At 66.4% G+C, this 12,679-nt stretch carries 10 protein-coding genes; 4 read left to right on the forward strand and 6 right to left on the reverse strand.

The window, feature by feature from the left end; all coding sequences use genetic code 11:
• The first annotated feature begins 85 nt into the window (after positions 1 to 85).
• The gene (gene fdhD / locus JOE66_RS04305) at positions 86 to 982 is read left to right on the forward strand and encodes a formate dehydrogenase accessory sulfurtransferase FdhD (RefSeq protein WP_205107071.1); all 897 of its coding nucleotides are present in this window, start codon (positions 86 to 88) and stop codon (positions 980 to 982) included.
• On the forward strand, positions 979 to 3,273 hold the full coding sequence (locus JOE66_RS04310; RefSeq protein ID WP_205107073.1) for an FdhF/YdeP family oxidoreductase: 2,295 nt from the start codon (positions 979 to 981) through the stop codon (positions 3,271 to 3,273). The genes fdhD and JOE66_RS04310 overlap by 4 nt, the downstream gene beginning before the upstream one ends.
• On the opposite strand, the gene JOE66_RS04315 is transcribed toward JOE66_RS04310, so the two are convergent.
• The 6 genes from JOE66_RS04315 to JOE66_RS04340 form a co-directional block, all read right to left on the reverse strand.
• On the reverse strand, positions 3,270 to 3,962 hold the full coding sequence (locus JOE66_RS04315) for a class I SAM-dependent methyltransferase (protein ID WP_205107075.1): 693 nt from the start codon (positions 3,960 to 3,962) through the stop codon (positions 3,270 to 3,272). The genes JOE66_RS04310 and JOE66_RS04315 overlap by 4 nt on opposite strands.
• Positions 3,963 to 4,213: 251 nt before the next feature.
• Positions 4,214 to 5,710, reverse strand: coding sequence for a flavin-containing monooxygenase (locus JOE66_RS04320; protein WP_307827045.1), 1,497 nt, complete (start codon positions 5,708 to 5,710; stop codon positions 4,214 to 4,216).
• Positions 5,707 to 8,166: a 7,8-didemethyl-8-hydroxy-5-deazariboflavin synthase CofG gene (cofG, locus tag JOE66_RS04325; protein ID WP_307827046.1), complete on the reverse strand. Its 2,460-nt coding sequence runs from the start codon at positions 8,164 to 8,166 to the stop codon at positions 5,707 to 5,709. The genes JOE66_RS04320 and cofG overlap by 4 nt, the downstream gene beginning before the upstream one ends.
• A 262-nt stretch (positions 8,167 to 8,428) precedes the next feature.
• Entirely contained in the window at positions 8,429 to 9,601 is a 1,173-nt protein-coding gene (locus tag JOE66_RS04330; RefSeq protein WP_205107077.1) for an acetyl-CoA C-acyltransferase, read from the reverse strand.
• The gene (locus JOE66_RS04335; protein ID WP_205107079.1) at positions 9,598 to 10,254 is read right to left on the reverse strand and encodes a CoA transferase subunit B; all 657 of its coding nucleotides are present in this window, start codon (positions 10,252 to 10,254) and stop codon (positions 9,598 to 9,600) included. Before JOE66_RS04335 ends, JOE66_RS04330 begins: the two co-directional genes overlap by 4 nt.
• A 10-nt stretch (positions 10,255 to 10,264) precedes the next feature.
• Positions 10,265 to 11,047: a CoA transferase subunit A gene (locus JOE66_RS04340; protein ID WP_205107080.1), complete on the reverse strand. Its 783-nt coding sequence runs from the start codon at positions 11,045 to 11,047 to the stop codon at positions 10,265 to 10,267.
• Between the two features lie 218 nt (positions 11,048 to 11,265).
• Here JOE66_RS04340 and JOE66_RS04345 point away from each other — a divergent pair, with 218 nt between their 5' ends.
• Entirely contained in the window at positions 11,266 to 12,045 is a 780-nt protein-coding gene (locus JOE66_RS04345) for an IclR family transcriptional regulator (RefSeq protein WP_307827047.1), read from the forward strand.
• A gap of 141 nt (positions 12,046 to 12,186) precedes the next feature.
• Positions 12,187 to 12,672 (forward strand): CarD family transcriptional regulator, encoded by a 486-nt coding sequence (locus JOE66_RS04350; protein ID WP_205107082.1) that lies wholly within the window; start codon positions 12,187 to 12,189, stop codon positions 12,670 to 12,672.
• Positions 12,673 to 12,679: the final 7 nt, after the last annotated feature.

Consider the following 12,679-nt stretch of genomic DNA (forward strand, 5'->3'; position numbering starts at 1 on the left):
GACCGGTTGTCTGAAGTGTGATGCAACTGGGCGCGAGTGTGGTGACGTCGACAGGCAGGGAACCGGGCCGGGGAGATAATGGGGCATGGGCCGAATAACTGCCAGGCGTCGTGTGACGAGAATCACCGTGGGCGAAGCCAAGCGCGTGCGCGAAGACCTGCTCGCCGTCGAAGAGCCGCTCGAGATCAGGGTGGGAGGCAGGGCGCTCGCGATCACGATGCGCACTCCGGGCCACGACTTCGAACTCGCCGCGGGGTTCCTGGTCTCTGAGGGCGTCGTGTCGGCGCACGACGAGTACAGCGGCGCACGGTATTGCGCCGGGGTGAACGACGACGGGGAGAACACGTTCAACGTTCTCGACATCACGCTCGGGCCAGGGGTCGCCCCGCCCGACCCGAGCCTCGAGCGCAACTTCTACACGACCAGCTCGTGCGGGCTCTGCGGCAAGGCCAGTATCGACGCCGTGCGCACGCTGTCGAAGTTCGATGTGAGCGACGACCCGCTGAGACTGGATGCGGCCCTGCTGGCAGAATTCCCCGATCGCCTCCGTGCCCGCCAGGAGACGTTCGAGAAGACCGGCGGGCTCCACGCGGCGGCACTGTTCGACGGCACGACGGGCGAACTGCTCGTGCTTCGTGAAGATGTCGGCCGGCACAACGCGGTCGACAAGGTGGTGGGCTGGGCGCTGACCGAGGGGCTGTTGCCGCTGCGGGGAACGGTGTTGATGGTGTCGGGTCGGGCCAGCTTCGAGTTGACTCAGAAGGCGTCGATGGCGGGCATCCCGGTGCTGGCCGCCGTGTCGGCGCCGTCGTCACTTGCCGCTGAACTCGGCCACGAACTCGGCATGACGGTCGTCGGGTTTCTGCGCGGGTCGTCGATGGTGGTCTACTCGGCGCCGGAGCGCATCATCGTTGAAACAAGCACCGTTGACACAACCACACCAGAACCGGCGGATGCTCGCCAGAAAGCAGTCTCGCTGTGAGCCGCAAGCCCCTGAACGACGGGTTCGAGTACCCCGACCTGGAGGTCGGCGAGCACGAAGACGTCGCCGTGGGCCTGCCGGGCATCTACCACTCGATGGAGCCGGCCATCCGCCAGCTCGGCCTGACGAGGACCGCGAAGCTCCTGACGTCGATCAACCAGAAAGACGGCTTCGACTGCATGAGCTGCGCGTGGCCAGACCCTGACAACCGCAAGGCGCTGGAGTTCTGCGAGAACGGCGCCAAGGCCGTGACCTGGGAGGCGACTCCGGTCACCGTCGCGTCGTCGTTCTGGGCCGAGAACTCGATCTCCGACCTGCTCTCGAAATCGGAGTACTGGCTGGGCATGCAGGGTCGTCTGGTTGAGCCGGTGTACAAGGCCGCGGGCTCAGAGCACTACGTTCCGGTGAGCTGGGAGAAGGCGTTCTCGCTCGTTGCAGAGAAGCTGCGTGGGCTCGACTCCCCGAACGAAGCCGCGTTCTACACCAGCGGCCGCACAGCAAACGAGACGGCCTTCGTCTACCAGTTGTTCGTTCGTGCGTTCGGCACCAACAACCTCCCGGACTGCTCGAACATGTGCCACGAATCGACGGGCACCGCGCTCGGTGAGACGATCGGAATCGGCAAGTCGACGATTGCGTACGACGACTTCGAGCATACCGACCTGGTCATCATCATGGGCCAGAACCCCGGCACCAACCACCCGCGCATGCTCACTGCACTCGAGGACGCCAAGCGCAACGGAACGTCGATCGTCTCGGTGAACCCGCTGCCGGAGGCGGGGCTCATGCGCTACAAGAACCCGCAGACCGTCCGCGGGATTCTCGGCAAGGGCACGACGCTCACCGACCAGTTCCTGCAGATCCGTTCCGGTGGCGATATGGCGCTGCTCCAGGCCCTGTCGAAGCGCGTTCTCGACGCAGAGGCAGCGAACCCGGGCACGGTGCTCGACCACGAATTCCTTGCGAACTACACCGACGGCCTCGAGGAGCTGAAGGCACACCTCGCGAAGCTCGATGAGGCAGAGGTTCTGGCGGCGACCGGCCTCGACGCGGCCGAGATCGACGAACTCGCGAGCCGCTACATTGCCGCCGACCGCGTCATCATCACCTGGGCCATGGGCCTCACCCAACAGAAGAAGGCCGTCGACACGCTCAAAGAGCTCATCAACCTGCTTCTGCTGCGCGGCAACATTGGCAAGCCCGGCGCAGGAGCCTCGCCCATCCGCGGCCACAGCAACGTGCAGGGTGACCGCACGATGGGTGTCTGGGAGCAGATGAGCGACACCTTCCTCGACGCCCTCGAAAAGGAGTTCGGCTTCGCCCCGCCCCGGGAACACGGCACGGATGCCCTCCAGGCCATCGAGGCCCTGCAACGTGGCGCGATCAAGGTGTGGGTCTCGATGGGGGGCAACCTCGTCGGTGCCATCTCCGACACTGCCGCGGCCGAGGCTGCCATGCGCGGAACAGAGATGACGGTGCAGGTGTCGACCAAGCTCAACCGCTCGCACGCCGTCGTCGGCGACGAAGCGCTGATCCTGCCGACTCTGGGGCGAACAGAGGTCGACCTGCAGGCCACGGGGCCGCAGTTCATGTCGGTTGAAGACAGCGTCTGTGCTGTGCACGCCACCCACGGCAGGGTTCCACCGGTGGCGCCGAGCCTTCTCTCGGAGATCTCCATCGTGACCCGGTTGGCCGCGGCGGTGCTCGGCGACTCGGTGCCCATCGACTGGGCGGGCTTCGAACGGGACTATGACGTTATTCGCGAACACATCAGCCGTGTTGTGCCGGGGTTCGAGAACTTCAATGCCGATGTGAGGCGCAAAGGCGGCTTTGTGCTGCCCAATGGCCCGCGCGACTCCCGCACGTTCGCCACCGCGACCGGGAAGGCGCGGATCACCGTCAATCACCTTGAGCCGCTCGAGCGGCCGGAGGGACGCCTGATTCTGCAGACCCTGCGTTCGCACGACCAGTTCAACACCACGATCTACAGCCTCAACGACCGGTATCGCGGCATCAAGAACGGCCGCGATGTCATCTTCGTGAACCCCGACGACCTGGCCGAACTGGGGCTGCACGACGGCCAGCGGGTCGACATCTTCAGTGAGTGGAAGAACGACACCGACCGGGTGCTCCGGAACTACCGGGTGGTCTCGTACCCCACGGCGAAGGGCTGTGCTGCCGCCTACTTTCCTGAGGCGAACGTGCTGATCCCTCTGGCCAGCGCTGCCGACCGGAGCAACACCCCGGTGTCGAAGGCCGTTGTCGTGAGACTCGAGCCCGTGGCGCGCTAGGGCTGGCCGTGTGACACCGTCGGTGTCGCTCGAGTCACCATCACCACGCTGTCGACCAGTGTCACCGGGTTTCCGTCAGGGCCGACGACAGAGCGCGGCTCCTCTGAGCAGAGCGCTGTGAACCAGGCTCGCGCGTCGAGGTGCAGGGCGCTGAGCACCTCCTGGGCACTCGGAAGCGGTTCGCCGGCGTGGGCCATCTTCGACCATGGCGGAAACTCCGCGTGACCCACCACGAGCAGACTGCCGCCCGGTGCGAGCGAATCGAGGGCATTCTGGAGGATCCGTTCGCGGTCGAGCGGTATGGGCGACTGCAGGAACTGGGCAGACACAAGATCGAATTCGGCGTCAGGGAACGACACGCCCAGGTCGTGTTGTTGCCAGTCGATCAGCTCGTCGACACCCGCCCGGACAGCGGCCGCCCTGCCGCGCTCGAGTGCGGTCGACGAGACATCGACCGCGGTGACGCGCCAACCCTGGGTTGCCAGCCACACCGCATCGGCGCCCTCGCCGCACCCGAGATCCAGGGCACGGCCGGCGGGAAGTCTCGCCGCCTCGCGCACCAGCAGTGGGTTGGGATTGCCGCTCCAGATCTGGTCACGCTGGCCGTAATGGCCCTCCCAGAATTCCTGGGGGGTGTTCGGGTGAGAGGCGACCGACTCGGCGTGGCTGCTTTCGGAGTGTTCGTGCATAGGTCAATTATCGAGCCAGGGCGTGGTTGTCAGAGACCGCTCTGCGCCACGAGTCGCCCCGATGCGACGGCGACCGCAAAGGCGTCGTAGTCCTTCTCGTTCCTTGGCCTGCAACAGCAGCGGGTCGCCGGTATCGCGGCCTCCGAAGAGCAACACCCTTGCGCGGGTACCGACGCCGCAGACCCCGACCAGCTTGGTGAAGATGTGCGCACTGTCTCGTTTCCGAGCCTTGGCGAGGGCAGCTTCAGGCTTCAGCGAAAGGGCGCAGGATCGAACACGCCATTCTTCGCCTGGAAGGTGTGGGCGGGCCCCGGCCAGAGCAGGGTCTGTCGGCCGCTTCGGGAATCGAGGTACCAGCTCCGGCAACCGCCTGTCAGCCACACCGTCGACGAGCTGTCTGCGTCGAGCTCAGCGGTGTACTCCGCTTCGGCCGTTGCTGAGACCTCGAGCACTTCCGGGTGCCCTCCTTGAGCTGCGAGGGTGCCGAATGCGAGGGCACCCGCGATGTAGTCGATCTGGGTCTCGATCATCGTGATGGCCGAGTTGTGGCCGAGGCTCGCGTTCGGCCCGTCGATGATGAAGAGATTGGGAAACCCGTACACCACGGTTGAGGCGAATGCGGTCATTCCCTCAGACCAGTGGTCGGCAAGGGTCTCGCCGAGCCCATCGGCGCCAGTGTTCCGACCGACGATGCGGCTGGCGAAGGGCAGCTGGGTGGTGTGGAAGCCGGTCGCCATGATCAGTACATCGAGGTCGAATTCCGCGCCGCCGGCCGACCGCACGCGGGATTCGTCGACCGAAGCGACCGGGCTCGGCTCGAGCGTGACGTTCGGCCGGGCCAGGGCGGGGTAGTAGTCGTTCGAGAACAACACCCGCTTGCAGCCGATCTGGTAGTCGGGGGTGACAGCCGATCGGAGTATCGGGTCTTCGACCTGCGCCTGCAGGTGGCCGAGAGCCAGGTCGCGGTGTCGACGTGCGGAGGCGCTGCCGTCGAGTTTCTGCGCGAAGCCTTCTTCGGCCGCCCAGAAGTACTCCGACCGTGCAGCGGCGAGGGTGTCGGGATGATCGCGGAACCCGCGTTTCTCGTCGTCGGTGTAGGCCCTGTCGCCGCGGGGCACGATGTATGGCGCACTGCGTTGGAACACCACGAGTTCGGCCGCCTGCTCTGCCACTGCCGGAACGAGCTGCACAGCAGACGCGCCGGTACCGACGACCCCCACGCGCCGCCCCTCGAGTGAGACGTCGTGTCGCCAGGCGGCGGTGTGGAACGTGTCTCCCGCGAACGAGCCGAGCCCAGGCACCTCGGGCAGTCGGGGCTCCGACAGGCGCCCGGCCGCGGTGACCAGAACCCGGGCGGTGTAGTCGCCGCCCGAGGTGGTGAGTCGCCAGAGGCCCTGCCGGTCATCCCATCGCGCTTCGAGGAGCTCGGTGCTGAACCGGATGCACGGCAGCAGCCCTTCGCTTCGAGCACACTCCCTCAGGTACCCGGCGATCTCGGCTCCCGGTGCGAACACCCTCGACCAGTCCGGCTTCGGCCGGAAGGAGAAGGAATACAGCTGCGAGGGTACATCGCAGGCCACCCCGGGGTAGGTGTTGTCGCGCCAGGTACCGCCCACCTCGGTGGCGCGTTCGAGGATTAGGAAGGAGTGGGTGTTCTCGCGGGCGAGGCGCGTGCCCATTCCGAGACCGGCGAAGCCCGCGCCGACGATGATGACGTCGGCGTACTCGCTCGAGGTGCTGGAACTCACCGCCCTGCAGCTCTCCGGGCGGGCTCTTCGATGCGGGCGTACAGCGTGGTGCGCTGGTGGGGCGTACGGCCGAGGGTGGCTGAGATTCGTTCGACGAGGGCGGGGGTGAGCGTTCGGCCGGTTTCAGCGCCCGCGTTCGGGTCGAGTGTGCCGTCGAGCAGGAGGCCACCGAGGTCGTCTGCGCCAGACGCGAGCACGCTGAGGGCCTGTCGGAGGCCGAGCTTCGTCCAGGCGGCCTGCACATGGTCGATTCGGCCGGCCAGCATGAGCCTGCTCACCGCGTGCACGGCGCGGGACTCGCGTTCTGACGGGCCGGTGCGGCGCTCGCCTCGAAGCCTGGCCGGCAGGCCCGGCAGGCTCGGCAGGCTCGGCGAGCCCGGCGAGCGGGTCGGCGCGGGGGAGTCGGCGGTGAACGGCATCGGAATGAACTCGGTGAAGCCGCCGGTCTCATCGTGAAGGCGGATCAGCGTTCTCAGGTGGGCCACCTGCTGGGCGGCGGTCTCGATGTGCCCGTAGATCATGGTCGCTGTTGAGCGCAACCCGCTTCGGTGTGCCGCCGTGATGATCTCGACCCACTCTGCGGCGGGCAGGTCGGTTCCTCCGGTGAGAGCAGCCCGCACGGTGTCGTCGAGGATGCGGGCACCCGTGCCCGGAACCGATCCGACGCCCGCCTCACGCAGCGCTTCGAAGTAATCGGGGTACGAGAGCCCCGAACGGCGCGCCCCATCGGCGTGCTCTGCCGGGCGGAAGGCGTGCAGGTGCAGCGGGCCGCCCCAGCCTCGCTCTCCGGGGTGCGTGGGTTCGGCTTTCGCGATCGCCCGTGCCAGGTCGAAATACGCGGTGGGCCCGAGGTCGGGGTGAGCAGGGCCCTGCAGGCAGATCTCGGTGGCCCCGAGCATCCGTGCCTCAGAGGCGAGTGCGGTCACCTCGCGCAGGGTGAGCGGGCGTTCGGTCGTCTGCGCACCCCGTTCGGGCCGCACGAGCGCAGAGTCGAGGTTGCGATTGATCGCGAAGGTGAGGGTGTCGCCGAGCGTGGCGCGCCGCAGCTCATCTGCGATGCGGCAGAGTTCATCGAGGTCTGGCCCGTCGGCACCGAGCAGTTCGGCGTAGTCGCCGTCGCTGAGGCTTGGGGGCGAGGTTTCGGCCCGGCGCAGGAGTGCTGTGAGCGCCGGGGCACTGTTCGTTCTTGTCTCGGGCACACGGCCCACCGAAACCGGTCGGACCACGGTGACACCGTCTCTCGCCAGCCCCGACTCGTCGGCCAAGGCGAGCACGTGTGGCAGCACCGCGGGGTCGATCCAGTCGTCGGGGTCTCGAACGAAATGCGGGTGGGCGGTGAGCCGTTCCCGCAGCGTGAAGCCGCTGCGGGCTGTCAGCGCCGCAAGCTCGTCGATCTGCGGCCACGGTCGCTCAGGGTTAACGTGGTCGGGAGTGAGCGGGCTCACTCCGCCCCAGTCGTCGATGCCGGCGCGCAGGAGCAGGGCCAGTTCGTGCGTGTCAGTGAGGTTCGGCGGGGCCTGGATGCGGGCATCTTCGCCCAGCAGGAGGCGCGTCACCGCGACGGCCGCGACGTACTCCTCGGTCTCGAGATCGACTGCTCGCATCATCGCTGTGGAGTCCTTCGCGCGGAAGTTCTGCACGATCGTCTCCTGGATGTGTCCATGGCGCTCGCCGGATGCTCGGATCGCCAGAATCGAATCGACCCGTTCGGCATAGTTCTCGCCGATGCCGAAGAGCACCCCGGTGGTGAAGGGGATCTTCGATCTCCCGGCGTCGTCGAGTACCCGGAGACGCACCGCGGGGTCTTTATCTGGCGAGCCGTAGTGCGGCCCGCTCTTCTCCGACCAGAGCCTGGTCGCGGTCGTCTCGAGCATCATGCCCATCGACGGCGCGACGCCTTTCAGCTCTTGCAGCTCTGTCCAGGTCATCACCCCGGGGTTGAGGTGGGGCAGGAGGCCGGTCTCCTCCATCACCCGAAGGGAGACGTGCCGCACGTAGTCGATGGTCGAGTCGTACCCGTGATTGTCGAGCCATGCGCGCGCAGCCGGCCAGCGGTTTTCGGGCCGATCGCCGAGCGTGAAGAGTGCCTCCTTGCAGCCGAGGGCCGCACCGGCTTTCGCGATGCTGAGCACCTCGTCGACCGAGAGATAGGGAGCGATTCCTGCCTTGGCGAGCTTGCCGGGAGTCGAGACGAAGATGCAGTAGTGGCAGCGGTCCTGGCAGAGGTGGGTGAGAGGAATGAACACCTTGCGCGAATAGGTGATGACGCCGGGTCGGCCGGCCGTCACGAGACCCTGATCTCTGAGCGCTGAGGCTAGGTCGAGCAGGGTTTGGAGCTGCATGCCACGCGCGTGCAGAAGCGTTTCGGCGTCGCTGGCCGTGATGCTGTGGCCGATGGATTCCGATGCAGCCCTCGCACGGTGCAGTGCTCCGTCGATCTCAGGCAGTGAGGGCACGGGGCCGACAGTCGGTGTCGGTGTCGACGGGCGAAGAAGGGGCGTTGACAGGTTCACGGCTGGCAAGAAGCGGCTCCGAAGAAGTGGGGTGGGGCTGACGGCATACGAGATTCGTTCAGCCCAAAGCCAGGCTCACTACCAGATTCGCTACCAGCCTATCCCGCATCCGCATTGTCAGGTGCGGGCAAACGTCCTGAGGACCGGCTCAATGGGGACGTTTGAGCGCACCTGACGGCCCCGTTGTGTCGGTCGGCTGATGCGTTCAGAGGGCCGACAACACCACCGCTGAGCCCTGTCCACCGCCACCGCAGATGCCGGCGGCACCGATGCTCCCTGTACCGAGTGCGTGCAGGCGGCGAGCGAGGTGGCCGACGATGCGGGTGCCCGAGGCCCCCACGGGGTGACCCAGGGCGATTGCCCCGCCGTGGCTGTTCACAATGCCGGGGTCGATGCCGAGCAGTCTGGTCGAGTGTACCGATACCGCCGCGAACGCTTCGTTGATCTCGACGGCAGCCAGGTCGCTGGCGGCCCAACTGGTGCGGTGGAGTGCAGCGGCGATCGCGTGTGCCGGCTGTGCGTGCAGCGTGACATCGGGGCCAGCGACGAGCGCGTGGCTCTCGACCTGTGCCAGGCCGTGGATGCCGCGCGTCTCAGCCGCCGCTTCGCTCATGAGCACGAGGGCGGCAGCGCCGTCAGTGATCTGGGAGGAGTTGCCCGCGGTGATGGTGCCGGCGGCGCCGAAGGCCGGTCGCAGTGTGGCGAGCGATTCGATGGTGGTCTCAGCACGGAGGCCATCGTCGGCTGCGACGATCTTCGCTTGCCCCCGCCCGGGAACCGTGAACGGGTCGATCTCGCCCGCGAGGAATTCCGCGGACGAGGCGAGACGCCTGTGTGAGAGGGCAGACCATTCATCCTGGTCGGCGCGGGAGATGCCCAGAGGTGCGTTGCGTTCCTCGGTCGAAGAACCCATCGACCGCTTCTCGAATGCGTCGGTCAGGCCGTCGTGTTCGAGGGTGTCGAGGAACTCGGCCGTGCCGTACTTCTTGCCCTGCCGCGATCCGACCCAGGCGTGGGGCGCGAGTGACATCGATTCCTGGCCGGCCGCGACGACGATGTCGGCTTCGCCCGATTCGATCAGTCGCACTCCGGCGACCACCGCTTCGATGCCGGAGAGGCAGACGACGTTGAGCGTGAGAGCCGGGACGGTGAGAGGAATGCCCGCACCGACCGCCGACTGGCGCGCCGGATTCTGCCCTGCTCCACCCTGCAGAACCTGGCCGACGATGACCCTCTGGACCTCAGCCGGGCTGAGCCCAGACCGTGTCAGTGCTGCGCTGATGGCATGGGCCCCGAGGGCCGTCGCGGCGACAGACGCGAACTGGCCGTTGAATTTCACGAAGGGAGTGCGGGCGTAGCCGGCGATGATCACGCTCATGCGAGTGCCCCGAGCGACTCGAGTTCGACCTCGAATGGTGCGCCGGTGAGCCTCTGCAGCTCGTCGATGGTCACGTCGGGGGCGATGGCGCGAAGCACCAGGCCCGTTGGCGTCACATCGAAGACGGCGAGATCGCTGATGATGCGCTGCACGACGCGCGCACCGGTGAGGGGCAGGTCGCACTCCTCGACGATCTTGGGAGAGCCGTCTTTGGCGTTGTGCTCCGTGACCACGACCACTCGGGGCGTGCCAGCGACGAGATCCATCGCGCCGCCCATGCCCTTGACCAGCTTGCCCGGAATCGTCCAGTTCGCGAGGTCGCCCCGTGCGGAGACCTGCAGTGCCCCGAGGATGGCGAGTTGCACGTGGCCGCCTCGGATCATGGCGAACGACGTGGCCGAATCGAAATAGCTCCCACCCGGAAGCAGTGTCACGGTCTGCTTGCCTGCGTTGATGAGATCGGCGTCTTCGTCGCCCTCGAAGGGAAACGGCCCCATGCCCAGGAGCCCGTTCTCGCTCTGCAGCGTGACGGTGAGCCCGTCGGGTACGTGGTTCGCCACGAGGGTGGGAATGCCGATGCCGAGGTTGACGTAGGCCCCGTCGGTGAGCTCGCTGGCGGCGATTGCCGCCATGGTGTCGCGTGTCCAGGTCATGATCTGTTCCTTACGCCGTCGCGAATGTGGGGGTGGGGGAGTCGGCTGCGGCGCCGTCTGATGCAGGTGCTGGCTGGTTCGCGCCGCCTCCGGTTGGCCGCTGCCTCACGGTGCGCTGCTCGATGTCTTTGACCTTGGGCAGCGCCATCACCAGACGTTGTACGAAGATCCCCGGGGTCACCACGGTGTCGGGGTCGAGGTAGGCCTCGTCGTCGATGTGCTCCGCCTCGACCAGGGTCGTGCGCCCCGCGGTTGCGACCAGAGGGTTGAAGTTGCGTGCCGTGTGACGGTAGACCAGATTCCCGGCCCGATCTGCCCTGAAGGCGTGCACAAGCGCGATGTCGGCCACAATGCCACGCTCGAGCAGATAGGTCTCCCCGTCGAAGTCGGCGTGCGGCTTGCCCTCGGCGACAGGTGTGCCGACCCCGGTCTTCGTGTAGAACGCAGGTATGCCGGCCCCGCCCGCCCTCAGTCTTTCGGCCAGCGTGCCCTGGGGCACGAACTCCACGTCGAGCTCACCGCTCAGGAACTGCTGGGCGAACAGCTTGTTCTCACCGACGTACGAAGCGAGCACCTTGGCGACCTGCTGGTTCTCGAGAAGAATGCCGAGACCCTTGCCATCGACTCCCATGTTGTTCGAGACGATCGTGAGGTCGCGTGCGCCACTGTCGCGCAGAGCCTCGATGAGGTCTGTGGGGTTCCCGCTCAGACCGAAACCTCCGACGGCGATCGTGTCCCCGTCGCGAACGAGATCACGCAGGGCATCTGCAGCGCTGGCGTAGATGATGGTCATGGCACTCCTTTGTGTTCGGTACTCGCACGAGACCAATGGATGATCGTCGGTTGCGTCACTTCGAAACCTAAACGAGTCTCCCGGCGAGAGTCAAAGGCCCGCTGCCCCGGAATCACAGGTATGTCGCCAGGTGGGCAAGCCGACTGACTTTGTCCACTATGTGAACAGGTGTAGCGTCTGACTATGAGAGAAGCACTGCTGCGACGGGGGGTGAACCTGTGACCGAAGTGATCAGGGGTGGCCAGGTCGTCTCCCGCGTCGGCTCCGTTCTGAGGGCGCTCAGTACATCGCCTACCCACGGGCTCACGACCGCGGAGATTGCCGGTGCCACGGGCCTGTCGCGCCCGACCGTGCACCGCCTGCTCGCCGCGCTGCTCGCCGAAGGATTTGTCGACCGTGAGGCGTCGGATGCCCGCTGGCACGTCGGCCCGGAACTCTACCTGCTCGGTACACTCGCCGCAGATCGTTACGACGTGACCGAACTCGCGAGGGAGAGCGTGCGTGCTCTGGCGGAGCTCACCGGTGAGAGCGCCTTCTTCTCTGCCAGGCGGGGCGACGAGACCATCTGCCTGATGCGGGAAGACGGAAGCTTCCCGATCCGTTCGTTCGTTCTGTACGAGGGGGTGCGGTTCCCCTTGGGGGTCGCCTCCGCGGGACTGGCTGTGCTGGCGTATCTGCCTGAAGACGAGATGATGCGGTACACCGCCGACGACCGGCTCGTGGAACGGTTCGGGCCGAGGCACTCTGGTGCGAGCATCCGGAATCGAATCGCGGTGACGCGCAACACCGGGTACGCGCTGAATCCCGGGCTGATACTCGAGGGGAGCTGGGGCATGGGGGCCACTGTCTTCGACGCGGCGGGCAGGCCGGCATACGCCCTCAGCCTGACCGGGGTGGAGTCGCGGTTCAGGCCAGAGAGACACCAGGAGCTGGGCGCACTGCTGCTGCAGCACGCGCATCTGGTGACGCAGCGGCTGAAGTCGGCGACGAGAGCGTGACGATCTGTCGCGACTGCTGGGGCTCGGGATTGTGACGAGCGCGCAGCTCGACGATGGCGTATGATTCCGCCCCGAGCCCGGAGGGCGAGAGAGGCCTCGCGGATCGGGTAAACTGTGTGTCTCAACCTAAAGGCAGATTAGATGAAAATTGAAGTCGGCGAAACTCTCGTCTACCCCCACCACGGTGCAGTCACCATCACAGCACTCGAGACTCGCGTGGTCAAAGGCGAAGAGAAGCAATTCATGACGCTGAACGTGCACACCAGCGAGCTGACCATCAAGATCCCGGTCGAGAACATCGATCTTGTGGGCGTTCGCGACGTCATCGACGAGGCCGGGGTCCAGGCCGTGTATGCGGTGCTGCAGAACGAGTTCGTCGAAGAGCCGGGCAACTGGTCGCGCCGGTTCAAGGCCAACCAGGAGAAGATGGCCTCGGGCGACGTCAACCGCGTCGGCGAAGTCGTCCGCGACCTGTGGCGCCGCGACCACGACAAGGGTGTCTCTGCCGGTGAGAAGCGCATGCTCGAGAAGGCGCGCCAGATCCTCGTCTCCGAGCTCGCTCTTGCCCAAGACCTCACCGACGAAGAAGCCTCGGTGTTGTTGAACGGCGTGCTCGAAGCCGTTTGACGCGTGC

Source organism: Subtercola frigoramans (genome assembly GCF_016907385.1).
In the GTDB taxonomy this organism is placed as follows: domain Bacteria; phylum Actinomycetota; class Actinomycetes; order Actinomycetales; family Microbacteriaceae; genus Subtercola; species Subtercola frigoramans.